We start from the raw sequence: 26,259 nt of genomic DNA, 5'->3' as shown, positions 1-26,259 counted from the left end.
AATGGTAATCGATAATAAATAAGTGTTTTCAGATTTGTGTGAACAAGTTTGCTTTTCCTTTAACGTCGGGGCTTTGAAAGAGGTGTTCAAAAAGCAAGGTTGAAATTCATTGAAATCTGTCGAAAATATATTCTAAATCTACATTTTCCTCCCTTTTGCTAACTCAGTTAATTGATTTATCGTTTGACAAAATCAAATAATAATCAAAGTGAACACAATATATAGTGGTTTAAATATTTACTTAAATACTACATGTTGAATTTTGAGTTTCGCTATGATAAATTTAATGTAACTTGTTAAGCGAAACGGACATGTAGACTACATATTGATTTTTGCAACAAGAACGGATCTTGAAACATGTAAAGGAGAGGGAATTATGTCGGTTGTAATTAAAGAAGCTTTAAAGGTTGATTTAGAAAGGTTGAATAAAGATATATCTTTATTTCCCCAAGTTCATCCTGTAACGGCTGATATGAAAATGATGCATAAAGGCGTGTCCCGTCTAGTTATGCTTGACCGCTATTCTTTTAAGGATACTGAAAAAATCACACTCTCTGCTGGCGATTTTGTAGTATTGACAATTAAAGAGGATCCAAAATTCCCTGCACGTGGACTTGGCTATATCGTTGAAATTGATTGGGAGTCGAAAAAGGCGAAGGTTTTAGTGGACGATGAGTTCCGCGGAGTGCTAGATAATCCGGAAGAAGTAGAAACGGGAATTATTAATCGGCCGCTTGATATCATCGAAAAGCCGCTTGAAATATATTACGAACAAATTGCCAAGCGTAATGCAACGGGATTGGCTTCAGTGGAAACGACTGAAGAAAAGAGAACGGAATGGTTCCATAAATTTTATGAAGAACTGAAGGACCTTAATTTTGTGCCGGCCGGCCGTGTTTTATATGGTGCTGGTTCCAACACGGATGTTACGTATTTTAATTGCTATGTTATGCCGTTCGTTCCAGATTCACGCGAAGGGATTTCTGAACATAGGAAGCAAGTCATGGAAATCATGAGCCGTGGAGGCGGAGTTGGTACGAATGGTTCGACACTGCGCCCAAGGAATACCCTGGCGAAAGGGGTTAATGGGAAGTCTTCAGGATCTGTTTCATGGCTTGATGATATAGCGAAATTGACTCATTTGGTTGAACAGGGTGGTAGTCGACGTGGTGCCCAAATGATCATGCTTACTGATTGGCACCCTGATATTGCTGAGTTCATAATTTCTAAAATGCAAAATCCAAGGATTCTTCGTTACCTAATGGAGAACACAAAAGATGAAACCATAAAAAAATATGCATCGGATAAATTGAAATTCATACCGCATACGGAACAGGAAATGGCTATGTATCAAGGAATCATCAATTATAAGGAGATTCCAGGCCTAGGTGGATTCAATGAGAAAATCATTAGGGAAGCTGAGGAGAAAGTTCGTATAGGCGGAACATATAGTGTCCATAATCCGGACTTCTTGACAGGTGCCAATATTTCAATCTGTTTAACGAAAGAATTCATGGAAGCTGTAGAAAAAGACGGTGAATATGAATTGCGTTTCCCGGATGTCGAAAGCTATGACGCGGAAGAAATGGCGATCTATAATGAAGAATGGCATAATGTGGGGGATGTGCGCGAATGGGAGAAAATGGGCCATAAAGTCCGTGTCTACCGTAAAATCCGTGCTAAAGAGCTTTGGAACCTAATTAATATATGTGCGACTTATTCTGCGGAGCCTGGGATATTCTTCATTGATAACGCCAATGAGATGACGAATGCAAAAGCTTACGGACAGCAAGTGGTAGCCACGAACCCGTGTGGCGAACAGCCGCTCGCTCCATTCTCGGTTTGTAATCTGGCTGCGGTCAACCTAGCTAAAATGGCCGATAAAGACAATAAAACCGTTAACTTCGAAAAACTTAAAAGGACGGTTGAAGTCGGCGTGCGGATGCAGGATAACGTCATTGATGCAACTCCTTACTTCTTAGAGGAAAACAAAAAACAGGCACTCGGAGAGAGACGGGTTGGACTAGGTGTCATGGGTCTCCATGATTTGCTAATCTACTGTGAAACCGAGTATGGATCAGAAGAAGGAAAGATCCTGGTGGACAAGGTGTTTGAAACGATTGCGACGTCAGCCTACAATGCGTCAGTGGAACTTGCAAAAGAAAAAGGCAGTTTCCCATTCCTAACGGGTTCAACGGACAAAGAGACGACTGAGCTTAGAACACGTTTCACAAATACTGGATTTATGAAAAAGATGCCTGAAGATATCCGTAAAGGTATCGCGGAACACGGCATACGCAACTCGCACTTATTGACCGTTGCTCCAACTGGAAGCACAGGAACGATGGTTGGCGTTTCAACTGGTCTTGAACCTTATTTCTCCTTCACGTATTTCCGTAGTGGACGTTTAGGGAAATTCATTGAAGTCAAAGCAGACATTGTTCAGGAATACTTGGATCGTCATCCCGAGGCGGACCCGGAGAATCTTCCTAAGTGGTTCATTTCGGCAATGGAACTGGCTCCGGAAGCCCATGCAGATGTTCAGTGCATCATTCAACGTTGGATTGATAGCTCGATCAGTAAAACGGTTAACGCGCCAAAAGGATATACTGTTGAGCAAGTCCAAAAAGTATACGAACGTTTATACAAGGGCGGTGCAAAAGGCGGTACGGTTTATGTAGATGGCAGCCGTGACAGCCAGGTACTGACGCTGAAAGCAGAAGAGAATCAAATGGAACAGCAACTTGAAATGGTTGGCTTAACAGATGTGGTAGAAAAGAAAAAAGTCGTTTTGGTCGATACGATCAATGAATTGCGTTCGACTAATGTTACGATTGGATCAGAAGTAGGTAACACGTGTCCAGTTTGCCGTAAAGGTGAAGTTCAAGAGATGGGCGGATGTAATACGTGTACTAACTGCGGTGCGCAGTTGAAATGCGGGCTTTAAACGGTAATGATCTATAAAATGTAGCTTTGAAATAAAGTCGCGATATTTTTAAAAAAATCACGATATGTATAAAAAAGTTGCGAAGAAATACCTCTTTAGATAATTTATCTAAAGGGGTATTTTTTTCATGTCTAAAAGAACTAGAACATCTAAAACCGACAAATGGATTAAAGAAGGTCATGGATCTGTGATAGATCCAGATTATAAACCATGATTGAATATAAAAGATGTTGAAAAATTAAGGGAATCTTGTGCTATAGAGTGGATAAATGTGAAGCTCGAAAAAAATAAAATTCTTAAAATAGGCTACCAAGAAGGGTAGTCTTTTTTGTTATAGTGCTAAAGGATACGATCTAGTTCAAGATAAAGTGAATTAGACAGTATATTGACTTATAGGTAGAATATGATACGCTTATTTTAGACAGTATAATGTCTAAAATGGAGGCTAATATGGATATTTACAGAGAACTTTTTTTAATGCAGCAAACTTACGCTACTTTGTTTTCTCTTGCAAATAAAATTCAGGTAAAGGGTGATAAATCCTTAGAGATTTTAACATCTAGACAACATATGGCAATGGTGGCAATTGCCCATTTACCTGAAGATGATACAACATTGAACAATATAGCTAGAAAACTAGGAACCACGAAACAGAGTGTGAAACAGTTAATTACAATCATGGAAAATAAGGGATTTGTTAATGTGGTTCCCAGTAAGAAAGATAAACGTGCAGTAAATGTGAAAATTACTAAAGTAGGGAAAATGGTGTTGCTTAATGTTGCAGAAAAGGGAATCTTCTTTTTGGAAGAACTTTTTAAAAACTTATCAACTGAAGAATTAGAAACAATGTGGGACCTTTTAAAGAAACTTTATAGATTTGACGGTGAAGAACAAGACGGTTTTGAAGAAGAGGGCACCTTGAAATTGGATGAAGATACCAATGAATTACAATGGAGCATTATGAAGGAGTTTGAAAGACGAAGAATTCAAGCAATTAACGGGTAAATAAAGTCTGAGACAAACATCAGATAGGCAAATTTATTTTGAAGAATGTAAATCAATCTCCTGAAATACTTTTAAAAAGAAGAAGAGGGGAGAACAACCCAATGTTTGAAATCAGTGATGAAACATTACGATTCAGCAAAAAAATATCATTATGAAATCGGCTCTATTACAAAGACTTTTACTGCTTCTTTTTTATCAAAATATGTAATTGAACGCAAGCTGTCAATTAACGATTCCATACAAAAATATATAGAAGGCATTAAAGAACACGAGTACTATCCAACATTGCTCCGTCTTGCTACTCACACTTCCGGATATTCAGCAACACTGCCATTAAATAAACACGAATATTTTAACCTAATGTTAGGTTTGATTAGTGGCAATAGTGATATGAATAAGAATAATCCGTTAAATATGGATTTTAACAAAATGAAAATACTAATCGAAAAAAATAAATTGCAAAAAGTAGATTATTCATGGAAATATTCAAATTTCGGCATGTCATTAATTGGGTATGTATTGGGGACTGTATCAGGCAAGGGGTATTGGAACGATATGAATGACTTTATTCATTTTGAACTTGGACTAAGCGATACATATTTAGGAACATCAAACAATAATTTATGCGGTTATGACAGAAAAAATAACGATTGTGGTAACTAGAAATGGAACAAAAAAATCTTATATCAGCTGCGGGTGCAATAAGTTCAACTGCTGATGATTTACTAGAATATGCAAAAATGAATATTTATGAAGGGAAACCATATTTCTCTCTTTGCCATAAAAACCATGGAAATGGAAAGAAGAAGTATGATATGGGGCTTGGATGGTGGCTTTTAAAGAAAAACAATAATGTTATTTTGCATGGCGGTGGAACAGGCTGCTTTAGCTCATTTTTAGGGATGGATAAGGAAAAGAAAGTTGCCTCCGTAGTTCTGGCCAATTATAGGTTAGGTAGAAATGACGAGGAAAAAATAGGAAACTCCTTATTAAAAAGTCTACAGAAATCCAATGGTATATAAAAATTGCCAAACCAAACATGGTAGCTTCAACAAATTTTAGGATGCCATTTCTTAGTTATTCTATTAAAGGGCGCAATTGTGGAAGGTTACAGGTAGAAAATGATCAAAACCTTTTTATAAAAGTTGTACATACTTCACAATGGATTTTGTTTTTATAAAGAAAAATGTAGGTATGAAAGTGGTTTTGGCCAAACTTTATATTAAAGCCACAATTAAGTCGTTAAGGCAAACAGCTTTCCTTGACGGCTTTTTTTATTTTTCCTTTTACTGTATCTGATACCAGATTTTAAAGATGATTCCGCGAAGGATTTTCTGTTTTATGGATAGACTATTCATTATCAACTTTAATGAGGTGCATGAATGGAAAACCAGGAAACTAATAAGAAGGTAAGCGTGTGGTGTATTGTAAGTATGGCTTCTATTCCACTCGTGATGACACTGGGGAATTCTATGCTTATACCCGTACTGCCTGTTTTTGAAGAGAAGGTGAACATATCATCTTTCCAATCGAGTATGATCATCACGAGTTATTCGGTTGCTTCCATTTTTCTTATTCCGGTAGCTGGTTATCTGTCCGACCGTATTGGAAGGAAAAAAGTCATCTTACCTAGTTTACTTTTAGCCTTGATTGGTGGGTTGATTGCAGGTTTCGCTTCCTGGAAAATGGATAGTCCATATACCTGGATTATCATTGGGCGGGTCCTTCAAGGTATTGGAGCTTCTGGGGCTACGCCAATTATTCTTCCCTTGGTTGGGGATCTATATAAAGATGATGATGAAAAGACCAGCTCGACGCTTGGCCTTATCGAAACATCGAATACGTTCGGAAAAGTTCTGAGCCCTATTTTAGGCTCCTTGTTTGCTGCTATCCTTTGGTTCCTACCGTTTTTTTCTATTTCTTTTTTTAGCCTGATTTCAATTTTTTTCGTTTTCTTTTTCATCAAAGTTCCAAAAAATGAAGATGAGCCAGTCAAATTCAAGGAATTCTTTAAGAAAACCAAGAAGACATTCAAGAAAGAAGGAAAATGGCTGTCAGTTGTTTTCGTACTTGGTGTTTTTGTGATGCTCCTCCTTTTTGCCGTGCTATTTTTTTTATCAGATAATCTGGAGAAATTGCATCATTTAAAAGGAGTGAAAAAAGGATTCATAATAGCTATCCCTTTATTATTTTTATGTATTTCTTCTTATATAGCCGGGAGGAAAATTAAAGGGAGCATTCCAATAATGAGAAAAATCATTTTGGCCAGCTTAATTATGATGTCTGCAAGCATTGCCTTTGTAGGCTATACAAAGAACAAACTCGTAATTTTGCTAATAGTCGTTAGTGTGTTGGGAATTGCAATTGGAGCACTTCTTCCGACATTGGATGCTTTGATTACTGAAAATATCGAAAAGGAACAACGAGGAACCATCTCGTCTTTTTATAGCGCCGCCAGATTTATCGGTGTAGCTGCAGGACCCCCGCTTATGTCCGTTCTAATGAAAAATCATTTGAATATGAGTTATATCATTTCTGCGGCGATGGGTGTTATCTTGCTATTCCTTGTGTTTAAAATCATTAATGAAAAAACACTTAAACCAGAAGAGAAGGCCGAATCCTAATGAGTCGGTCTTCTCTTTCTTTTTTAGTTATTCTCTATTTGCTGGCCGATTTCTTTTTCAGCCAACTCAAGATTTGCGCTTCTTAAAGCAGAGTATTTATCGACAGAGTCTCCAGGAATGCGCTGCGAAGATGGATTTTCGTTATCTGTGACAGTCATTTCTTCGTTTTCGGTCTTTTTTTTGAATGAATCATGTTCCTCTTTCATCATGGGCCCCCTTTCTATAATTTACCAATTTAATTTAATCATGAGGATAATGGAAAAAGCTAAAACTATCCTTATATATAGATTGTCTAGTTTAAATAAAACTATGACCTGAAATGGTCACGGAATGGAGACGGATATGAAACCATTTATCCCACAGCTTGTATATATCGAACCAAGGGCGCTTGATTACCCGCTTGGAAGAGAATTAAAACAGAAGTTCGAGGATTTGGGCATCGAGATACGTGAAACGACTTCACATAATCAAATTCGGGACTTGCCTGGAGAAAACGACTTTCAAAAGTATCGCGTAGCAAAGTCCACACTTGTGGTAGGTATCAGAAAAACGTTGAAATTCGACACTTCCAAACCTTCGGCCGAATATGCGATTCCTTTGGCCACGGGATGTATGGGGCATTGCCACTATTGTTACTTACAGACGACGCTTGGTACAAAACCGTATATTAGGACATACGTCAATCTGGATGAGATTTTTGAGGCTGCAGAAAAATATATAAATGAACGAAAACCAGAAATCACTCGTTTTGAGGCTGCTTGTACCTCCGATATCGTCGGCATAGACCACTTGACCCATTCTTTAAAACGGGCGATCGAATACTTCGGTAAAAGTGAATATGGCGTGCTCCGTTTCGTGACGAAATTTCATCATGTCGATCATCTTTTGGACGCTAAACATAACGGGAAGACAAGATTTCGTTTCAGCATCAACACAAAGTACGTCATCAAGAATTTTGAGCCGGGCACTTCAAGCTTTGAGGAAAGGATCGAGGCGGCACGTAAAGTTGCGGGTGCGGGGTATCCCTTAGGTTTCATCGTTGCACCCATTTACAGGCATGAGAACTGGCAGGAGGGTTATTATGAATTATTTCAGAGGTTAAGTGTGGCCTTGAAGGGGGTAGACATACCTGATTTAACGTTCGAATTGATACAACATCGCTTTACGGGACCTGCTAAGAAAGTGATTCAAAAGAATTACCCGAAATCAAAATTGGAATTGGATGAAACAAAACGGAAATATAAGTGGGGCCGTTATGGAATTGGTAAGTATGTTTATCAAAACGAAGAAGCTAAAGAATTGGAAACCACCATCAGAGGATATATAGAGGAATTTTTTCCGGAATCTGTAGTCCAGTACTTCACTTAAGAAGAAAACTTTCCGTTAATCAGTCATAAATAGCCCCTAGCCTGCTTAAAGATGAATAGACCGGGTTAGGGAGGGCAACTATGATCATTGACGGCGTATTTTCCGGAGGCGGGATAAAAGGGTATGGTTTACTAGGGGGCTTCCAGGAATTGGAGGATCGTGGGTTTATTTTTCATAGAACGGCAGGAACAAGTGCGGGCTCCATAATAGCTGCCTTTATTGCAGCTGGATATACAGGGGAAGAAATGGAGAAGCTTTTTATCGATATTAACCTATCAGGCTTACTGGATCGAAGACATGGTCTCATACCGATTCCTTTTGCCAAGTGGCTTCTCGTTTACTGGAAATTAGGTTTATATAAGGGGGAGGCATTGGAGAAATGGGTGGCCGAAAAATTGGCTATTAGAAACGTGGTGACCTTTAATGATCTTCCTCCACAATCACTTCGCATAATTGCCTCGGATATTACAAACGGCAAGTTGGTCGTTTTACCTGATGATTTGAAGAACTATGGGGTGGATCCCCTCACTTTTCCAGTGGCCAAAGCGGTAAGGATGAGCTGTAGCATTCCCTACTTTTTCGAACCTGTTAAATTGAATGTCGGTAAAGGAACTTCTTTATTTGTCGATGGGGGGGTACTTAGCAATTTTCCTATGTGGTTATTTAATTCAGAACATGTAAGAAAGGAACGTCCGGTCATAGGTTTGAGATTGAGTACAGACGAAATATGGAAGCCTCATGAAGTGGGGAATGCGGTGGAATTATTTTCAGCACTTTTCAAAACGATGAAAGATGCTCATGATTCACGTTATATTTCTAAAAAACATGTAAATAACATTGTATTTATTCCGATGAAGGGAATTTCTGCAATGGATTTCAATATGAATGATGAAATGAAGGAGGAGCTAATTGAGCGGGGACGTGTATACACAAGGGAATTTTTAAAGAGATGGACCTATTAATGCACAAAAAATCGGGCTCTTAAAATGAGGCCCGATTTTTCTTTTTATTTTTTTTTCCTTCAATGACGGTTAAGTGACTATCCGTTTTTTTGCGTGCTGTAATTTTTTTGGATGTTTTCGCTGCAGAAAAGCTAGCCACATTATCCTTTTTCGACGTTTTGCTTTTCAGCCTTTTTTTCGACTGACGCGCAGCCTTACGAAATGCCTGCTGCTCTTTTTTCACTGGCTTACTCTTTGTTAACCCGGTGTAAATCATATAAATAATCCCTGCGACTGCGGCTATAATCAGAATATTTTTTAGGAGTCCCATCGGGTCATTAAATATTCTGCTTATTAATCCGAAGATTCCGAGGGCGATGATACCGTATATCAAAATTGATATGAAACGTTTCAACAAAGACACCTCCTTAAGAGCATCATGAGCATTTTTTACTTATTTTAAACATAATCCATTTAAAATATTACCAAAAGTAAAAATGGTATATATATATTCTTATTACAAAGGTTTGTTATTAGTGTTTTACACAATAACATCCGAATCTAAACCTTGCTCCGTACTTTTTTCCATCCTTAAGAGCTCATTGAAGGATGCAAGTGCCACCTCGACTTGATCGTCGGAAGGTGGTTTGGTTGTCAATAGCTGTAGCCAAAGACCAGGATATCCCAGGTAACGAAGCACAGGAATGTCTCTCACCTTATTAGTCAATTGCAATACCTCGAAAGCTATCCCCAGGACGATTGGGATAAGTAAAACGCGATCCACGACGCGGAGCCATAGAGGATCGGTCGGGACAAGGAGATACACAAACATGCCAACGATTACTGTAAATAAAATAAAGCTACTACCACAACGGTAGTGGAGCCTTGAACTAGCTTGAACATTGGTTACAGTCAATTCCTTGCCACTTTCAAAACAATTAATCACTTTATGCTCCGCACCATGATATTGGAAAACGCGCTTGATTAATGGAGTCATGGATACTATGTAGATATAGACGAGCAATAGTATCAACTTAAACAAGCTTTCGACCATGATTTGTGCCAGGTGACTAGGAAAGATGGGTCTTGTCAATTCAGCAAGAAAGACGGGGACAAGGGTGAACATCAGTTTTCCAAAAAGAAAGGAAAGTACGCCTATCACGGCTACGCTCAGCCACACGCTGATTCTTGATGCTTCCTTTGGCTCTTTTTTCTTTTCTACCTTCGTTTCAGCTGTTTCTTCTTCATACTGTTCTGTGGAAAAATTGAGATGTTTAGAGCCGTTGGCACTTGATTGTATAAGCGCAACGATGCCCCGTACAAATGGAACTTTTTTTAGCCGATTCATAAAAGGCTTTGATTCTCGTGGTAAATGATAATACGCAATCGTTGAATCCTTACGTCGGACAGCAGTGACTGTGTGATGCTTGCCGCCGAACATGACGCCTTCCACGACAGCCTGCCCTCCATAAACGGGTTTTTGAACCTCAGACATTTCTACACCAACCTAACTAGTTTTTCATGTAGCTCTCTCATGGATGCTAACATGTTGACCCTCATGTGCCTTCAGGTTTTATAAGACCGACCTATCGAATTTAATGAGAGATGGAATTAAGATGTTGTTCCTCAACAATAAGGAATGAACGATCTAAAGAAAGAGAACATTCTTATACATATAAACTTCAACATAGAACGGATATTATCCTTTGAGAAAAGTACATTATTTATGAATTAATCATACAGAATAATTACCAAAACCTCTAGTAAATCTACCCTCTACGGACAAAAAAAGAAAATATTCCTATTTAAGAAAGGACATACTACATATCGGAGGTGTTTGAAATGTCTTCTAATGAAAATGAAAATAATCGGCAGGAGAATAAAAGTTTGTTGCTTGCTAATGTTATCGCCATTGGTTTTTTTGGCGGAATCTTTGCTAGTTTAGCCGGAATAGCGGCACATTATTTTAAGTTTATGGAGTTTAGCCCCAGATTCATACTAACCTCTTGGTCGGACATGGCCTGGATTGATCGATGGCAGGGGACGGGGATGACTTTGCTGGTTTACGGAATCCTTTCCATCGGTGTTGCTTTTATATATTATGGGCTCTTTAAAAAGTTGAAAAGTATCTTTGCTGGCATTGTTTACGGATTGTTATGCTGGGTGTTACTGATGTTCGCCTTGAAGCCCATGTTTTCAGACTTGCCAACTTTTTCAAAGATGTCATCAAATTCCATCATAACGAGTGTTTGCATTTTTATTTTATACGGCCTTTTTGTAGGATATTCCATATCCTATGACCATCACGAATATCTGCGTCAAAAAGAAATCGCTCAAAATCAGTCAGGAAGCTGATCTGACTTTTGTAAAAAAGTAGTAAGACAATTTATACTTATGATAGAATATTCATGGAAAGCATTCTTAACCATGAGCAGGTGTTGAAAGATGAGTAAGATCTTATTAGTTAATGGTCCGAATCTAAATCGATTAGGTAAACGGGAACCGGTGCATTATGGTTCCACGACTCTAGAAGATTTGGAAACCCAATTGCAAAAGCAAGCAGAAGGGTTAGACGTGACATTAATCTGTTTCCAATCTAACCATGAAGGTGCGATCATCGATAAGCTCCATTGGGCAGAAGACCATGGGTTGGATGGGGTCATCATCAACCCAGGGGCCTTCACGCATTATAGCTACGCGATTCGCGATGCAATTGCCGGTATTGATGTTCCTGTCATAGAAGTGCATATTTCGAACATACATGCCCGTGAGAGTTTTCGACATGAATCGGTGACTGCCCCTGTATCTGCTGGACAAATAGTAGGATTGGGGATTCAGGGATATGAATTGGCACTACAGGCCATTACGAAGATTGCAAAGGGGAGAAATGGATGAATAAGCTGGAACGGTTGCGCGCTTCGATGGAAAAAGTGAATGTTGATGGGTTATTGATCACAAGTACATATAATCGCCGGTTTATGACCGATTTTACGGGCAGTGCTGGTGTGGTCCTTATTTCGCAGAAAGGTGCTAAGTTCATCACTGACTTCCGATATATAGAACAGGCAGGGAAGCAGGCTACAGGTTTCGAAATCGTTCAACACACGGGAACAATTATAGAAGAAGTCGGAAAACAGGCAAAAGAGATGAATATCAGCAAGCTTGGCTTTGAACAAGATCATATGAATTATGCGACATATAAGGCTTATGAGAAGGCTATTGATGGTCAACTTATGCCGTTGTCTGGAGTTATTGAGAATTTACGCTTGATAAAGACTACTTCAGAGATTAAGATATTAAAGGAAGCGGCTGCTATCGCTGATGCTGCCTTTACACATATTCTTGATTTTATCCGTCCAGGCATCACGGAGCTGGATGTTTCCAATGAGCTTGAATTCTTTATGAGAAAACAAGGAGCAACTTCATCTTCTTTTGATATCATTGTCGCCTCGGGTGTTCGATCGGCTCTTCCGCATGGTGTTGCAACGGATAAGATAATTGAAAAAGGTGACTTCATCACATTGGACTATGGTGCATACTACAATGGATATGTGTCGGATATTACACGCACAGTAGCAGTCGGTAAGCCAAGTGAAGAACTTATTAATATTTATGACATTGTTTTAGAAGCGCAATTACGCGGAATGGCCGGGATCAAACCTGGTATGACGGGTAAGGAAGCGGATGCACTAACTCGAAACTTAATTGAAGAAAAGGGATTTGGGCAATACTTCGGTCACTCGACAGGACATGGGATTGGCCTGGAAGTTCATGAAGGCCCAGCATTATCCTTAAGGTCTGATATCATTTTAGAACCAGGCATGGCAGTTACCGTCGAGCCGGGCATCTATTTACCGGGCATAGGCGGAGTACGCATTGAAGATGATACAATCGTTACATTAGATGGTAACGAAGCACTTACACATTCATCAAAAGAGTTAATCATTCTGTAAACATGTACATGTAGGAGGACAAATTTATGATTTCTGTAAACGATTTTCGCACGGGTGTTACTATTGAAGTAGATAATGGAATTTGGCAGGTTATCGAATTCCAACACGTTAAGCCAGGTAAAGGGGCAGCCTTTGTACGTTCTAAACTACGTAATCTTCGTACAGGTTCCATTCAAGAAAAGACTTTCCGTGCGGGTGAAAAAGTGGCGAAAGCACATATTGAGAACCGTAAAATGCAATATCTTTATGCAAGCGGAGACAGCCACGTATTCATGGATAATGAAACATACGATCAAATCGAACTTCCAGCTTCAAGCATTGAACGCGAATTGAAATTCTTGAAGGAAAACATGGAAGTGCATATCATGACTTTCCAAGCAGAAACACTAGGCGTCGAGCTTCCTAATACAGTTGAACTTGAAGTTGCAGAAACAGAGCCAGGCATCAAAGGCGATACATCTTCAGGTGGAACAAAATCGGCTGTACTTGAAACGGGCCTTTCCGTTCAAGTGCCATTCTTCATCAACCAAGGCGATAAATTATTGATTAACACAAATGAAGGCTCATACGTATCACGTGCCTAATCAGAAGAAGTCCGGGATTAACTTCCCGGGCTTTTTTTTTGTGCTTTTTTACTTTTGTTAAAAGATACTAGACTATCGTTTCTTTAATTAGCTTGTCATGATTATGAGATTCCCGGCATACATTTTAATGAAAGTGGTGTATACAGGAGGATTTTCTAAATGGAAATGGTACTTTCTTTTCTACCAAAAAAGTTATGCGCACATCTCCAAGGCATGACACCGATGATGATTGAAAAGATGGAAGAGTTAAGAATTCGAGTTGGCAGACCATTAGAGGTGATAGTAGGGGGGCATCCTTTCTTTTTTCCTTATGAGGTGACCCCAAGTGACGCAGAGCAAATATTGAATTCTATAGGCCAATTTTCGTTATATACGCTAGAAGAAGAATTGAAGCGTGGTTATATTACCATAGCCGGCGGACATCGAGTGGGACTTGCTGGTAAGGTCATCCTTGAAAATGGGGTAGTTAAGGCAATAAGAGACATCTCGTCCTTTAACATTCGGATAGCACGTGAAAAGATAGGCGCAGCCGAACCGCTCACTGCTTATTTATATAATGGGGAATGGCAACATACCCTTTTGATCGGTGCCCCCCAGTCAGGGAAAACGACCATTCTTCGTGATATCGCCAGGATGATATCGAGCGGAATGGATAGTGAGGGAATCGCTCCACAAAAAGTGGGCATTGTCGACGAGCGATCAGAAATAGCTGGTTGTGTCCACGGTGTGCCCCAGCTTAGTTTCGGACCAAGGGTGGACGTACTTGATGGCTGCCCTAAAGCGGAAGGGATGATGATGATGATTCGTTCCATGTCCCCGGATGTATTGATCGTGGATGAAATTGGTCGGGTAGAAGATACACAAGCGGTACTCGAAGCCGTGAATGCGGGGATTAAACTGATTATTACTACGCATGGACATACGCTGGAAGATTTGAAAAAACGCCCATTCATCTCAGAAATCTTAAGGCATAACATTTTTGAACGCTTCGTCGAATTACAAAGAACGAAGTCCGGTACCCGCAGTTATAGCGTATTCGATTCTGCGGGTGCACAATTATCTTCGGGGAAAGTAGTGAGCTCTGATGTTTAAATTAATCGGAGCGGTCATCATCATTTTAGCCACAACATGGTCAGGGTTTGAGGCGGCTAAGAAATTAAGTCTGCGACCCCGCCAGTTACGTCAATTAAAAGTCGCCATGCAATCGCTTGAGGCGGAAATCATGTATGGGCAGACCCCATTGAAAGAAGCTTCCCAGAAGCTCTCCAAGCAGATGCCGAAACCGCTATCCGTATTTTTCGATACGTTTGCAAAACGACTTGATTCCGGTGAAACGACCGTGAAAGAGGCTTGGGACGATAGTTTGAAGAGAATATGGCAGTTCCTGGCCCTAAAACAAGGGGAATTTGAAATCCTTTCTCAGTTCGGTGAAACGTTAGGGAAGAGTGATAAGTACCATCAGCAGAAACAAATCATGCTAACGATGGCACACTTGGAACGAGAAGAGGGTGATGCACTGGAACGGCAGAGGAAATATGAAAAGATGATGAAAAGCCTAGGGTTTTTATCAGGGTTATTATTAATCATTTTGCTGATGTAGGGCATATGCGGGAGGGATAAACATGGGCATTGATGTGGACATCATATTCAAGATAGCGGGTGTGGGCCTGGTCGTGGCATTTCTTCATACGATTCTCGATCAAGTAGGCAAGAAAGAATATGCCCAATGGGTGACACTTTTCGGCTTTATCTATATTTTATTCATGGTAGCTTCTGTGGTAGAGGATTTATTTCAAAAAATTAAGTCTGTATTCCTATTTCAGTAAGGGGGTAATCGCGATTGAAATCATAAAAATCGTCGGAATTGCCCTAGTAGCCACCTTTCTAGCCCTGATAGTCAAGGAACAGAAACCTAATTTTGCTTTCCTGCTCGTCATCTTTGTCGGGTGCACGATCTTTCTTTTTCTTGCGGATAAAATATACGAAATCATTTTAATGCTTGAAAAGATAGCGGTTAATGCACATGTCAATACAGTTTATTTGGAGACTATCTTGAAAATTATCGGAATCGCTTATATTGCGGAATTCGCTTCACAAATCACCAAAGATGCAGGACAAGGTTCACTAGCCTCCAAAATAGAATTAAGTGGGAAAATTTTGATCCTGGCCATGGCGATTCCTATTTTAACGGTCATTATTGAAACAATTATACAGATGCTCCCTAGTTAATGGATGATTCCAACTAGGCAATGAGGTGAATGTATGAAGCAGCAGATGCCTTTCTTATTCTCCCTATTCGTTTTATTCTTTTTCCTGCATACATCTGTTGGACATGCTGCCGAAAATGGTGAAATCAAGAAAGAGCCCATCATGCAATCTGATGAAGAACAGACATTGAAGGACAATCAGGAATCAATCATGCAATCCGAATTGGTACAAGCTCAAATTGAGAGGCTCGGAGTTGATGAACTTAAGCAATACTGGGATAACATCGTAACGGAATATGGGGGCTTCTTACCCGAAAGCCAAAAGGGCAGTTTCATGGACTTTGTAAGCGGAGATAAACAGTTTTCATTCGAACAATGGTTTAAAGGCATCATAAAATTCGTCTTCCATGAATTTCTCGTAAACGGTAAATTACTGGGGGCACTAATTTTGTTAACCGTGTTCAGTATGTTCCTTCAGGCCCTCCAGAATGCTTTTGAACGAAGCTCAGTGAGTAAGGTCGCCTATGCGATCGTTTATATGGTTTTAATCATTTTAGCGTTGAACAGTTTCCATGTGGCCATTGAATATACAAAAGATACGATTGATTTAATGATTTCCTTTTTAATGGCGCTGCTACCATTGCTGCTAGCATTAATAGCGGCTTCAGGTGGCCTTGTATCTGCGGCGTTCTTCCACCCAATCTTGATGTTTCTGATGAATACTAGTGGAATCCTGATACAATATGTCGTTCTTCCATTGTTATTTTTCGCAGCCATTTTAAGCATTGTCAGTACGCTGTCAGAGCATTATAAAGTGACCCAGCTTGCGCAATTATTACGCAATTTTTCCATTGGGATCCTTGGTGCGTTTATGACGATATTCCTCGGTGTCATTTCCGTTCAAGGAGCATCATCGGCTGTAGCTGATGGTGTGACAATCAGGACGGCAAAATTCATTACAGGCAATTTCATTCCTGTGATAGGGAGGATGTTTACAGATGCAACGGATACAGTGATCAGTGCATCCGTCCTTCTTAAAAATACGGTTGGTTTGGCAGGCGTCGTGATTCTTCTGCTCATTATCACCTTCCCTGCCATAAAAATCTTAATGATTGCCTTTGTCTATAAATTGGCGGCAAGTCTTTTGCAACCTCTCGGGGGAGGACCCGTCATCAATTGTCTCGACATCATCAGTAAAAGTATGATTTATATTTTTGCAGCGCTGGCCATCGTATCTCTCATGTTCTTTTTATGCATTACCGTAATTATAGCCGCCGGGAACATAACGCTGATGGTCCGCTAGGAAGGGTGAAGTGTGAGTGAGCTTTTTAGCTGGTTGGATAACAAATATTATCGTGTTTGTATTGCTGGCAACCGTGATCGATATGCTTCTTCCTAGTTCAGCACTGCAAAAATATGCAAAAATGGTCATCGGGTTGTTGTTGATAGCCATTATTCTCACTCCAATCTTGGGGTTATTTCATACCGATTTTGAAAAAATCCTTACTGCTGTGACAAGTGAATTCGAAAATAAAAATAAAAAAGATTTAGGAAATTTAACCGAAATGAAGAAAAAAGAAATACAAGCTACACAAGGTGCATATATTTTAGAACAAATGGCTGTTGACTTACAGACAGAAGTGGAAGAGGAGTTGATGAAGGATTATAAGGTGAAGATCAGTTCGATTGATGTAGGTGTCATCAATGAACAAAGTCCAAGCTTAGAAGAATTGCAACATATCAATATTTCCTTGGAGGAGGCAGAAGAAGACTCAACTTCCGCGATAGAGACGGTGGCGAAGGTGGATATTAACACAGAGGGAAAGACTTCTACCATTCATGTAAATCTAGAAGCCGTCAAGAAGTTTCTGGCAACAAGCTGGTCTGTTGATGAAGAGATCATTGAAATCGCCGGGGAGAGGAGTGACTGAAAACATGGATAAAGAAAAGGGTCCATTATCCTGGCTAAACAAACTATTGAATAAAGATTCGGACCAAAAAGATCCAAAAGATAAAAAACCACCGATGTATGTCTATGCCTTAATTGTTGTCCTTTTGGGTGTGGGGATCATGATGGTCGGAAACCTTTTGACCACTAGTGACCAGACTGGGAAGATTATGGACGATAAAGCGGTATTTAGTAGTGATAAGCAGGATGATGAGGATGTAGAAACGTTTGGTCAAAAAAAGCAGGGAGATTTCAAGTCGACAAAAGATTATGAAGTTTACCTTCAGAATGAGATGAAGGAAGCACTAGAATCAATTTCAGGTGTGGATGATGTAAAAGTCGTAATCTATGTGGATGCTTCCGAGAAAAAAGTCTTTGAAAGAAACAAAACCACTCAAAAACAAGTCACTCAAGAAACCGACCAGGAAGGCGGAAAAAGAACGGTCGAAGACACCTCGGTAGACGAACAGCTTGTCCTGATTAAAAATGGGGAAAAAGAGGGACCAATCATTTCCGAAACCCAAAAGCCCAACGTACGTGGGGTACTCGTTGTCGCCAAAGGGGCAGACAACATACAAATCAAGAAATGGATTGTCGAAGCTGTAACACGCTCGCTTGATGTGCCAAGTCACCGGGTATCTGTCATGCCTAAAAAATAAGGGGGAAAAATGCACATGTTATTAAAAAAACAAACGGTTTGGTTATTGACGATGTTGAGTCTAGTAGTGGTACTCTCGGTCTATTATTTAACAGCTCCTGAGGAAAATGCAGCAGATTTGACGGCAACCGAAGAACAAAAAGAAAGTAAAATGGAAAGTAAAATCGAAAGTAAAGAAGAAAATGAGAAGGATAAAGGCAAAGAGACTTCTACAGACGAAGCTGGTTCCTCTGTCACCATTGCATCCGGTGATGAATTTGAAGCATTAAGAATGCAAATTGAGGATGAACGTGCCAAATTGAATGAAGAATTAACGGTTAAAATGGGTGATACAGATCTATCGGCTGAAGAAAGAGATGAAGCCTATGCGAAAATTGAACAATTAAGCGAGACGAAAGTGAAGGAAAATATCATTGAAAATTTAATCGTAGCAATGGATTACAATGCAGCGCTTGTTCGTGTAGATGGAACGGATGTAAAGGTTAGTGTTAAAGCCGATAAACAAACTAAAACAGAAGCCAATAACATCATACGCCTTGTACGTAAAGAGGTGGAAAATGCACAAAATGTTGTCGTGAACTTTCAACCTGAAAAATAATTGAACATCTGATTGGAAACTGATACACAACAGTTCGAAAAGGTATGAATAGATGAAAAAGGCCCTTTCTTTAGTAGAAAAGGCCTTTTTATATGGAAAATTATTGGTATTGCCAATTAGGTGGATCCATAAGAAGGGGAGGGCGATGAACGAAATTCCTCAGCTTCTAATTATCCTCTAATATTCCATAAAAGTAATAAAAAGGTTATACTAAGGAATATATATGGTTTAATCAGGCATGAACTAGAGAAAGCTTTTAAAAATTGATTTCAAAAAAATCATAATCTTATGATGAAAGTGTAATATAGAAGTGTAAATACCAAGTCGCAACTAATCTATCATTGAATATTTATAAGCTAATATTGTATGATATTAGAAGCAGGTATTAAAAGGTATAATACTTCCTGCAAGACAATATTTTTGAGAAGTTTAATATTCTGTTATAATACAGGAGAAGTGTGTAAATGTCTCTCGATGTATTAGTAGAAAGCGGCTTCAATGCAAAGAGACGGCAAGAGCCATACAACACATGGTTAGAGTTACATATATATTAAATTGTCTCAAATTTCCATAAAATTAGACAAGGGGTGCCTAAAATGAAGGTCCAAGAAATTCGTGAAATTATTAAGCTAGTCGATCAATCCAACATTGGTGAATTCGTTTATGAAAATGAAGGAACGAAAATTAAATTAAAGAAAACAGAGGTAGGAACAGTAGCTTATCCAGCACCTGCCCAAGAAGTCGTGCAAGCTAAAGTGGCCGAAGTTAAACCTACACCGACAGCACAGCCAGCAACTACGGCAGCGGAAACGTCCGCAACACCTGTAAATGAGCAAGAAAACTTACATAAAATCACTTCCCCGATGGTGGGAACGTTCTACCAATCCCCATCTCCGGATGCTGATGCTTACGTGAAAGTAGGCTCCAAAGTTACATCGGATACAATTGTCTGCATCGTTGAAGCAATGAAACTGTTCAATGAAATCGAAGCAGAAGTAAACGGGGAAGTAGTTGAAATACTTGTAAAAGAAGGCCAACTTGTAGAATATGGTCAACCATTATTTTTAGTGAAGCCTGAATGAGGAGCTGTTTCTAAATGATTAAGAAAGTATTAATTGCTAATAGAGGTGAAATTGCAGTCAGGATTATTAGGGCTTGCAAAGAACTTGGTATCGAAACTGTAGCGGTTTATTCAGAAGCCGACAAGGAAGCATTGCATGTACAAATTGCGGATGAGGCATACTGCATAGGACCTAAGCTATCAAAAGATAGCTATTTGAATACGACGAACATCATCAGTACAGCCAAGAAAACAGGTTCGGATGCGATTCATCCTGGCTATGGTTTCCTTGCTGAAAACGCTAATTTTGCTGAACTATGCCGTGAATGTAATATTATATTCATAGGGCCTAGTCCTGAAGCCATAAATAAAATGGGAACGAAGGACGTGGCAAGGGAAACCATGCGTAAAGCGGGTGTCCCAATCGTACCTGGTTCTAAGGGAATCATTAAAGATACGGATGAAGGCGTTGCTCTTGCCAATGAAATGGGTTACCCAGTCATTATTAAAGCTACAGCCGGTGGCGGGGGTAAAGGTATCCGAGTCGCGAGAACTGAAGAAGAACTCGTTAAAGGCATTAACATAACCCAGCAGGAAGCGGCAACAGCCTTCGGCAATCCAGGCGTGTATATTGAAAAGTATATCGAAGATTTCCGTCACGTCGAAATACAGGTGATGGCCGATAACCACGGGAATGCCATACATTTAGGAGAACGTGACTGCTCGGTTCAAAGACGTTTGCAAAAGCTTGTAGAAGAAACGCCATCTCCGGCACTTGATGGTGAGACTCGTGCGGAAATGGGTCAGGCTGCGGTTACGGCTGCGCTTGCCGTTAATTACTCTGGTGCAGGTACGGTTGAATTTATTTATGACTATGTGAATAGGAAATACTATTTCATGGAAATGAATACACGTATCCAAGTGGAACACCCTGTTACGGAAATGGTCACAGGTGTCGATTTGATCAAAGAACAGATTAAAGTTGCTTCCGGTGATGTGCTTTCCCTATCGCAAGAAGATGTCAGCTTTAATGGCTGGTCCATCGAATGCCGGATCAATGCAGAAAATCCTGACAAGAACTTTATGCCTTCCGCAGGTAGAATTCAGATGTATCTGCCTCCAGGTGGATATGGAGTACGTGTTGATTCTGCAGCATATCCAGGATATACGATACCGCCATATTACGATTCAATGATTGCTAAATTGATTGTCCACGCACCGACAAGAGAAGAAGCAATCGAGAAAATGAAACGTGCTTTGGGTGAGTTTGTCATCGAAGGAATTAAGACTACAATTCCTTTCCATATTAAGTTACTTCAGCATGAACAATTTGTTTCTGGAGAATTTAATACCAAATTCCTTGAAATATATGATGTAATGAACTCATAATGTAAGGAAGACAGGAGGTGCTTTTATAATGAGTGAAATGGAAGGCAAGTTACTCGAAATGGATGAATACAATAGTGGACTTGGTAAAGTGGAGATTGCACCTGAGGTTATAGAGGTTATCGCAGGTATAGCTGCATCAGAGGTTGAAGGTGTGGCACATATGCGCGGAAATTTTGCTACGGGTGTAGTTGAAAAGCTTGGCAAGAAGAACCACGGTAAAGGCGTTAAGGTAGACTTAACAGGAGAAACAATTAAAGTCGATCTTTATTGTGTTATGAAATTTGGTGTTTCTATTCCGAAGATTGCACAGGAAGTTCAGGACAACATTCGTGAGGCGTTATTAAATATGACCGCTATCGACGCGGGTGAAGTGAATATTCATGTGGTAGGAATAGCTTTCGAAAACGCAAAACAGGAAGCGGATTACGAACAAGAAGTGTAATCGGCATCATTCTAACTCAAACATGCAAAAACCCGACTATTTGTCGGGTTTTTGTTTTTAGGGCCTTTATTTAATGAATTCATCCACGTCTCATAATATTTTGTAATACGAACATAATAAGGCGGTGTATGGAAGTTTCCCTTTAATTTATGGGCGTTTTCTGTTAGAGTGTAAAAGATGAAATAAGATCATGAAAGCTAGGCAAGAGCTTTTGACAGTTTCGAAAAATATAACTATCTGTTGAACAAAAGAGTGTTTATAGAATCTATTTCACGTGAATACTCAAGATAAATTACGTTGAGTTCTCGTCCTTTAGAGTCTTTTGGCCTTTTTATTAGTGGGAAATCGATTAATTAAGAGGGAAAAAAGATAAAATCTTAATATTTTCGATAATTTGTTAATTAATGTTCGTCTGTACTAGCATTTTCATATATAATAGTAGATGTTAAAGGAGCAAGATTATGAAAAGAAGAGTAGCCCGTGAAAAATCCCTTCAAGCACTATACCAAATAGATATCGCCAAGTCAGAACCAGAAGCAGCTATGGAAAGTGTGCTGAATGGCGCACCTACTGACGAATATTTTGAAACATTAGTGACAGGGATTGCGGAAAAACGTGAACAGATTGATGGAATGATCAGAGAGAACTTGGAAAACTGGACACTTGAAAGACTAGCGAATATCGATCGGAATCTACTGCGAATCGCAGTTTATGAAATGGTCTATAGCGAAGATGTCCCGGTAAGTGTTGCGATGAATGAAGCTATTGAAATTGCTAAGAAATTCGGTGATGACCAATCAAGCAGCTTTGTGAATGCCGTTTTATCCAAAGTCAAAGAAAAAATCGGCAACTAAGGCTGTTTAGATACTGATAAGTCTCCGCAATTTCTTTAGCAGTATTAACTTGGGAGGTATGATACACATGTCAGCTCAAATCATTAATGGTAAAGAAATTGCCGAGGCAGTAAGACAGGATATTAGCAAGGAAGTCCAACAATTACGTGAAAAAAATGTCGTGCCGGGTTTGGCAGTTATATTAGTCGGTGACAATCAAGCTTCACAAACCTATGTGCGAAACAAACAAAAAGCCTGTGAAGATTTAGGTATGCATTCTGTATTAATTAAGCAACCTGCAGATTTAACACAGCCGGATTTAATACGGAAGATCGAGGAATTAAACCAGGATGACAGCATTCATGGAATTTTGGTGCAGCTGCCATTACCTGGACATATTCAGGAAAAAGCGATTATTGAAGCGATATCGCCTGAGAAGGATGTAGATGGGTTTCACCCAATCAATATCGGCAGGATGATGACGGGACAGGACGCTTTTTTACCGTGTACGCCTTATGGAATTATGGTCATGCTTGAACATATCGACTATAAGCTAGAGGGCAAGCATGTAGTTATCGTAGGAAGAAGCAATATCGTTGGAAAACCAGCAGGACAGCTGTTTTTAAATGCGAATGCAACGGTTACATATTGTCATTCTAAGACGAGTGACCTTGCTTACTATACTAGGCAGGCCGATGTGGTTGTGGTAGCTGTTGGGAAAAGGGATACAATCACCAGTTCCCACATTAAAGAAGGTGCCGTCGTGATTGATGTTGGCATGAACAGAAATGATGAAGGCAAGCTTTGTGGAGACGTTTCATTTGAAGATGTAAAAAATAAAGCTTCTTACATAACTCCTGTACCAAAAGGGGTAGGGCCCATGACCATTACCATGCTCATGAAGAATACTGTTAAATCTGCTCAGAAAACACTTAACTTGGATAAACAAGCAATGAAAAGTTAAAAAAAACGCCAAATTATTTCAAAGAAGCGGACCTCTTGTTTTATAATAACAAGAGACCGCTTTTTTCTATTTTAAGATTACTGGGAATTATAAGTCTGCTTTATAGGCTAGCTTCCTTTATATCCGATTCCGTCGGAAGGAGATAAAATATGAGCGACCAACAATATTTAAGTGTGTCGGCATTGACGAAATATATTAAACGAAAGTTCGATGTGGATCCACATTTGCAAAATGCATACATAAAAGGGGAGATATCCAATTTTAAGCGACACACTAGCGGGCATATGTACTTTACTCTAAAAGATGAGAAAGCCCGCCTGCTTGCTGTCATGTTTGCTGCCAATAACAAAGGGATGAAATTTCTTCCTGAAAATGGAATGAAAGTTCTGGTGAAGGGAGATATTTCCCTATATGAAGCCAGTGGACAGTATCAGTTGTATGTGAAAAGTATGGCTCCAGACGGTGTCGGTGACTTATACATTGCCTATGAACAGTTAAAGAAAAAGTTGGAAGATGCAGGTTTGTTCTTGGCTCAACATAAAAAGACGATACCGCAATACCCAAAATCAGTGGGGGTCATCACATCACCGACGGGGGCAGCCTTAAGGGATATTATCACGACCATCAAGCGACGCTATCCCATTACTAGAATCATTATTTATCCAGCTCTGGTTCAAGGGAACAATGCAGCTAAATCGATTGCACAGGCCATATCACTGGCAAATGCGAGAGCTGAATCCGACGTGCTGATTGTCGGAAGGGGCGGAGGTTCCATTGAGGAGCTATGGGCGTTTAATGAAGAAATAGTGGCTGAATCGATTTATGATTCGGATATCCCGATTATTTCGGCAGTGGGCCATGAGACTGATTTCACGATTGCTGACTTTGTAGCAGATATGCGTGCGCCTACACCGACTGGGGCAGCGGAGCTTGCAGTTCCCCATCTAAATGAAATACTGGAAAGGCTGATGAACCGCAAGAACCGCTTGACACGCTCCATCCAGGAGAAAGTGAATTCCGAACGAACGCATTTGAGTAGGCTCGAAAGGTCTTATGCCTTCCGTTATCCTCATAAAATGTACGAACAAAAACTTGAACAGCTGGACAGAGCGACAGAGAGATTAGGAAAAACGAGCACGCGATATTTCATGAAAAAGAGGGATGATTTAAATCAGATGACTGAAACTTTGAAAAAACAGCATCCTGAACAAATCGTCAAGACTTCAAAGGAAGACTTACAGCAGTATGAAAGAACATTGCGAAAGACAATGGAAGCGATTTATCGCCAAAAATCACAGCGGTTCGTTTCATTGACGGCAACCTTGTCGGCTCTAAGCCCACTGAAAATCATGGAGCGGGGCTATGGGCTTGTTTTTACCGAAGATGAGACGCTGATTAAGAGCACTCAGCAAGTATCGACTGGGGATAAAATAGCTGTTTCGATTAAAGATGGAACACTTGAATGTGAGATAACCGAAATAAAGGAGCGGATTGAGCCATGACGGACAAACAGGACGTTACATTTGAAGAAGCGATGGAAAACCTTGAGAAAATAGTAGAACAGTTGGAAGAAGGAGACGTTCCACTGGAAAAAGCTATTTCCATTTATAAACAAGGTATGGATTTATCCAGACTATGCCATACCAAGTTGAAAACGGTAGAGGATCAATTGACGCAAATTTTACGCGAAGATGGGGAACTGGAAACCTTTGCTGTGCAGGAGGAAGAATAATATGAGTACGGCAACCTTTGATACTTTTTCAAAAGAGTATAAAGTTCTAATAGAGAAAGAAGTCGTTGATTATGTTAAGAAATTGAACGCGCCTGAAAGTGTTAAAGAAGCCATGTCCTATTCCTTGGAGGCAGGGGGGAAACGTATCCGCCCTTTATTGGTCTTCTCGGTATTGGCGGCATTCGGCAAAGATATGAGACTGGGGATCCCGGCGGCCTCGGCACTTGAAATGATTCATACGTATTCGTTGATTCATGATGATCTGCCAGCGATGGATGATGATGACCTACGTCGTGGAAAGCCGACGAATCATAAAGTTTTCGGTGAAGCGGTGGCCATACTAGCAGGAGACGCCCTGCTTACCTATAGCTTCCAGCTGATCGCCGAAATGACCCATCCACAAGTAAGTGCGGAAATGAAGCTGGAGTTAATAGGTGAGATTGCAAAATCCGCTGGAGCTGAAGGGATGGTTGGTGGACAAGTAGCAGATATGGAAGGTGAAGACAAGCAGTTGACCCTTAGTGAGATGGAGTATATTCATGAACATAAAACGGGAAAACTATTGGCGGCAAGCATTCTTTCCGGTGCCATTTTAGCAGGAGCCACTGCCGAACAGCGCCAACATTTACGCGACTTTGCTTATCACCTGGGACTTGCTTTTCAAATTCGGGATGATATTCTGGATATTGAAGGTTCGGTTGAAGTGATAGGCAAGCCTGTCGGCAGTGACACGGCTAACCATAAAAGCACATATCCATCATTGTTGACGCTTCAGGGGGCAAAGGAAAAGTTGAATCAGCATATTCACTTGGCACATGAATCCTTGGCGGAAACGAAATTACAAACTGGCTTGTTGAATGAATTGACCAATCTGATTGCGAACCGAGATCATTGAGTGTTACTAAATTTGTTATCAAACAAAGTTTTATGGTATACTCATTGTGAAAATTTATGCAAATAAATATGACTTTATAAATTGACGTTACGTGATAAAATAGGTACAATA

Annotated in this window: 30 protein-coding genes; 27 read left to right on the top strand and 3 right to left on the bottom strand. The window is 39.9% G+C overall.

Annotated elements, in window-relative coordinates:
- The first annotated feature begins 376 nt into the window (after window positions 1–376).
- From ACIQXN_RS10170 to ACIQXN_RS10150, 5 genes are all read left to right on the top strand, one after another.
- Entirely contained in the window at window positions 377–2,947 is a 2,571-nt protein-coding gene (locus ACIQXN_RS10170; RefSeq protein WP_402965781.1) for a vitamin B12-dependent ribonucleotide reductase, read from the top strand.
- 450 nt (window positions 2,948–3,397) lie between these two features.
- Entirely contained in the window at window positions 3,398–3,952 is a 555-nt protein-coding gene (locus ACIQXN_RS10165) for a MarR family winged helix-turn-helix transcriptional regulator (RefSeq protein WP_402965778.1), read from the top strand.
- A gap of 114 nt (window positions 3,953–4,066) precedes the next feature.
- Window positions 4,067–4,615 carry a serine hydrolase gene (locus tag ACIQXN_RS10160; protein ID WP_402966098.1) on the top strand — a complete coding sequence of 183 codons (549 nt, stop codon included), beginning with the start codon at window positions 4,067–4,069 and terminating at the stop codon, window positions 4,613–4,615.
- 2 nt (window positions 4,616–4,617) lie between these two features.
- Window positions 4,618–4,974, top strand: coding sequence for a serine hydrolase (locus tag ACIQXN_RS10155; protein WP_402965775.1), 357 nt, complete (start codon window positions 4,618–4,620; stop codon window positions 4,972–4,974).
- A 360-nt stretch (window positions 4,975–5,334) separates the two neighbouring features.
- On the top strand, window positions 5,335–6,576 hold the full coding sequence (locus tag ACIQXN_RS10150; RefSeq protein ID WP_402965772.1) for an MFS transporter: 1,242 nt from the start codon (window positions 5,335–5,337) through the stop codon (window positions 6,574–6,576).
- 23 nt (window positions 6,577–6,599) lie between these two features.
- On the opposite strand, the gene ACIQXN_RS10145 is transcribed toward ACIQXN_RS10150, so the two are convergent.
- Window positions 6,600–6,782 carry a hypothetical protein gene (locus ACIQXN_RS10145; protein ID WP_402965769.1) on the bottom strand — a complete coding sequence of 61 codons (183 nt, stop codon included), beginning with the start codon at window positions 6,780–6,782 and terminating at the stop codon, window positions 6,600–6,602.
- 136 nt (window positions 6,783–6,918) lie between these two features.
- Between ACIQXN_RS10145 and splB the strand changes: the two genes are divergently transcribed.
- Window positions 6,919–7,944: a spore photoproduct lyase gene (gene splB, locus ACIQXN_RS10140; protein ID WP_402965766.1), complete on the top strand. Its 1,026-nt coding sequence runs from the start codon at window positions 6,919–6,921 to the stop codon at window positions 7,942–7,944.
- 80 nt (window positions 7,945–8,024) lie between these two features.
- Window positions 8,025–8,906 carry a patatin-like phospholipase family protein gene (locus ACIQXN_RS10135; RefSeq protein WP_402965763.1) on the top strand — a complete coding sequence of 294 codons (882 nt, stop codon included), beginning with the start codon at window positions 8,025–8,027 and terminating at the stop codon, window positions 8,904–8,906.
- A gap of 19 nt (window positions 8,907–8,925) precedes the next feature.
- On the opposite strand, the gene ACIQXN_RS10130 is transcribed toward ACIQXN_RS10135, so the two are convergent.
- Window positions 8,926–9,300, bottom strand: coding sequence for an SA1362 family protein (locus tag ACIQXN_RS10130; protein ID WP_402965760.1), 375 nt, complete (start codon window positions 9,298–9,300; stop codon window positions 8,926–8,928).
- Window positions 9,301–9,426: 126 nt separating this feature from the next.
- A complete protein-coding gene (locus ACIQXN_RS10125) occupies window positions 9,427–10,380 on the bottom strand; it encodes a DUF1385 domain-containing protein (RefSeq protein WP_402965757.1) in 954 nt (317 codons plus the stop codon).
- Window positions 10,381–10,727: 347 nt separating this feature from the next.
- On the opposite strand from ACIQXN_RS10125, the gene ACIQXN_RS10120 reads away from it, so the two are divergent.
- From ACIQXN_RS10120 to ACIQXN_RS10025, 20 genes are all read left to right on the top strand, one after another.
- Window positions 10,728–11,240: a YqhR family membrane protein gene (locus ACIQXN_RS10120; protein WP_402965754.1), complete on the top strand. Its 513-nt coding sequence runs from the start codon at window positions 10,728–10,730 to the stop codon at window positions 11,238–11,240.
- Between the two features lie 90 nt (window positions 11,241–11,330).
- Window positions 11,331–11,780, top strand: coding sequence for a type II 3-dehydroquinate dehydratase (gene aroQ / locus ACIQXN_RS10115; protein ID WP_402965751.1), 450 nt, complete (start codon window positions 11,331–11,333; stop codon window positions 11,778–11,780).
- Window positions 11,777–12,838 (top strand): M24 family metallopeptidase, encoded by a 1,062-nt coding sequence (locus tag ACIQXN_RS10110; RefSeq protein WP_402965748.1) that lies wholly within the window; start codon window positions 11,777–11,779, stop codon window positions 12,836–12,838. Before aroQ ends, ACIQXN_RS10110 begins: the two co-directional genes overlap by 4 nt.
- Before the next feature lie 26 nt (window positions 12,839–12,864).
- On the top strand, window positions 12,865–13,422 hold the full coding sequence (gene efp / locus ACIQXN_RS10105) for an elongation factor P (protein WP_034308328.1): 558 nt from the start codon (window positions 12,865–12,867) through the stop codon (window positions 13,420–13,422).
- A gap of 159 nt (window positions 13,423–13,581) precedes the next feature.
- Entirely contained in the window at window positions 13,582–14,514 is a 933-nt protein-coding gene (spoIIIAA, locus tag ACIQXN_RS10100; protein WP_402965743.1) for a stage III sporulation protein AA, read from the top strand.
- Window positions 14,507–15,022 (top strand): stage III sporulation protein SpoIIIAB, encoded by a 516-nt coding sequence (gene spoIIIAB / locus ACIQXN_RS10095; RefSeq protein ID WP_402965740.1) that lies wholly within the window; start codon window positions 14,507–14,509, stop codon window positions 15,020–15,022. Before spoIIIAA ends, spoIIIAB begins: the two co-directional genes overlap by 8 nt.
- Window positions 15,023–15,044: 22 nt before the next feature.
- Window positions 15,045–15,248, top strand: coding sequence for a stage III sporulation protein AC (gene spoIIIAC, locus ACIQXN_RS10090; RefSeq protein WP_034308319.1), 204 nt, complete (start codon window positions 15,045–15,047; stop codon window positions 15,246–15,248).
- A gap of 22 nt (window positions 15,249–15,270) precedes the next feature.
- The gene (gene spoIIIAD / locus ACIQXN_RS10085) at window positions 15,271–15,651 is read left to right on the top strand and encodes a stage III sporulation protein AD (protein ID WP_402966096.1); all 381 of its coding nucleotides are present in this window, start codon (window positions 15,271–15,273) and stop codon (window positions 15,649–15,651) included.
- Between the two features lie 141 nt (window positions 15,652–15,792).
- On the top strand, window positions 15,793–16,932 hold the full coding sequence (spoIIIAE, locus tag ACIQXN_RS10080; protein WP_483878340.1) for a stage III sporulation protein AE: 1,140 nt from the start codon (window positions 15,793–15,795) through the stop codon (window positions 16,930–16,932).
- Between the two features lie 16 nt (window positions 16,933–16,948).
- Window positions 16,949–17,560, top strand: coding sequence for a stage III sporulation protein AF (gene spoIIIAF, locus ACIQXN_RS10075; RefSeq protein ID WP_402965734.1), 612 nt, complete (start codon window positions 16,949–16,951; stop codon window positions 17,558–17,560).
- Between the two features lie 4 nt (window positions 17,561–17,564).
- Window positions 17,565–18,236, top strand: a complete 672-nt coding sequence (spoIIIAG, locus tag ACIQXN_RS10070; protein WP_402965731.1) for a stage III sporulation protein AG — start codon at window positions 17,565–17,567, stop codon at window positions 18,234–18,236.
- Window positions 18,237–18,251: 15 nt separating this feature from the next.
- Window positions 18,252–18,833: a SpoIIIAH-like family protein gene (locus tag ACIQXN_RS10065; protein WP_402965728.1), complete on the top strand. Its 582-nt coding sequence runs from the start codon at window positions 18,252–18,254 to the stop codon at window positions 18,831–18,833.
- A 596-nt stretch (window positions 18,834–19,429) separates the two neighbouring features.
- Window positions 19,430–19,915, top strand: a complete 486-nt coding sequence (gene accB / locus ACIQXN_RS10060) for an acetyl-CoA carboxylase biotin carboxyl carrier protein (protein ID WP_402965725.1) — start codon at window positions 19,430–19,432, stop codon at window positions 19,913–19,915.
- A 14-nt stretch (window positions 19,916–19,929) separates the two neighbouring features.
- On the top strand, window positions 19,930–21,282 hold the full coding sequence (accC, locus tag ACIQXN_RS10055; RefSeq protein WP_402965722.1) for an acetyl-CoA carboxylase biotin carboxylase subunit: 1,353 nt from the start codon (window positions 19,930–19,932) through the stop codon (window positions 21,280–21,282).
- A gap of 37 nt (window positions 21,283–21,319) precedes the next feature.
- Entirely contained in the window at window positions 21,320–21,724 is a 405-nt protein-coding gene (locus ACIQXN_RS10050; protein ID WP_402966094.1) for an Asp23/Gls24 family envelope stress response protein, read from the top strand.
- A 461-nt stretch (window positions 21,725–22,185) separates the two neighbouring features.
- Entirely contained in the window at window positions 22,186–22,578 is a 393-nt protein-coding gene (gene nusB, locus ACIQXN_RS10045; RefSeq protein WP_402965719.1) for a transcription antitermination factor NusB, read from the top strand.
- 67 nt (window positions 22,579–22,645) lie between these two features.
- The gene (gene folD, locus ACIQXN_RS10040) at window positions 22,646–23,521 is read left to right on the top strand and encodes a bifunctional methylenetetrahydrofolate dehydrogenase/methenyltetrahydrofolate cyclohydrolase FolD (RefSeq protein WP_402965716.1); all 876 of its coding nucleotides are present in this window, start codon (window positions 22,646–22,648) and stop codon (window positions 23,519–23,521) included.
- 149 nt (window positions 23,522–23,670) lie between these two features.
- The gene (xseA, locus tag ACIQXN_RS10035) at window positions 23,671–25,023 is read left to right on the top strand and encodes an exodeoxyribonuclease VII large subunit (protein ID WP_402965713.1); all 1,353 of its coding nucleotides are present in this window, start codon (window positions 23,671–23,673) and stop codon (window positions 25,021–25,023) included.
- A complete protein-coding gene (locus ACIQXN_RS10030; RefSeq protein ID WP_402965710.1) occupies window positions 25,020–25,253 on the top strand; it encodes an exodeoxyribonuclease VII small subunit in 234 nt (77 codons plus the stop codon). Before xseA ends, ACIQXN_RS10030 begins: the two co-directional genes overlap by 4 nt.
- Before the next feature lies 1 nt (window position 25,254).
- Window positions 25,255–26,148 (top strand): polyprenyl synthetase family protein, encoded by an 894-nt coding sequence (locus tag ACIQXN_RS10025; RefSeq protein WP_402965708.1) that lies wholly within the window; start codon window positions 25,255–25,257, stop codon window positions 26,146–26,148.
- Window positions 26,149–26,259: the final 111 nt, after the last annotated feature.

This window comes from Peribacillus sp. NPDC097295 (genome assembly GCF_044761665.1).
Taxonomy (GTDB): domain Bacteria; phylum Bacillota; class Bacilli; order Bacillales; family DSM-1321; genus Peribacillus.
This window is presented reverse-complemented; position numbering and strand designations above follow the sequence as displayed.